This window comes from Lysinibacillus sp. RU7, from assembly GCF_057837305.1.
This window is the reverse complement of record NZ_JBYQFK010000287.1, coordinates 1-240: the sequence shown is the minus strand read 5'-3', so window position 1 is coordinate 240 and position 240 is coordinate 1. Positions and strand designations below refer to the sequence as shown.

The 240-nt window shown below is 58.8% G+C and carries 1 protein-coding gene; it reads left to right on the top strand.

The window, feature by feature from the left end:
* Positions 1-118: 118 nt before the first annotated feature.
* On the top strand, positions 119-240 hold a 122-nt coding region (locus AC3II9_RS22430), incomplete at its 3' end, for an urea transporter (RefSeq protein ID WP_489158980.1).

The following is a 240-nucleotide window of genomic DNA, read 5'->3' as shown; positions in this document are numbered from 1 at the left end:
CGGCGTCGAAAGCTATGACGTGCGAGCGGAGGTGAAGCGCTTCTGGACCGTGGTGCGCGAAGAGGCGCGGGGGCGAACGCTGCCCGACGATTTCCTGTGGCAATGACATTCTGAGGGAATGATCATGCGTGGCGAGAACGGTAATTTCATCACGGTCTGCCTGAAGGGCGCCTCACAGGTATTCTTCATGGAGAATGTGGTCACGGGCGCGCTGTTCCTTGTCGCGATCTTCTATGCCTC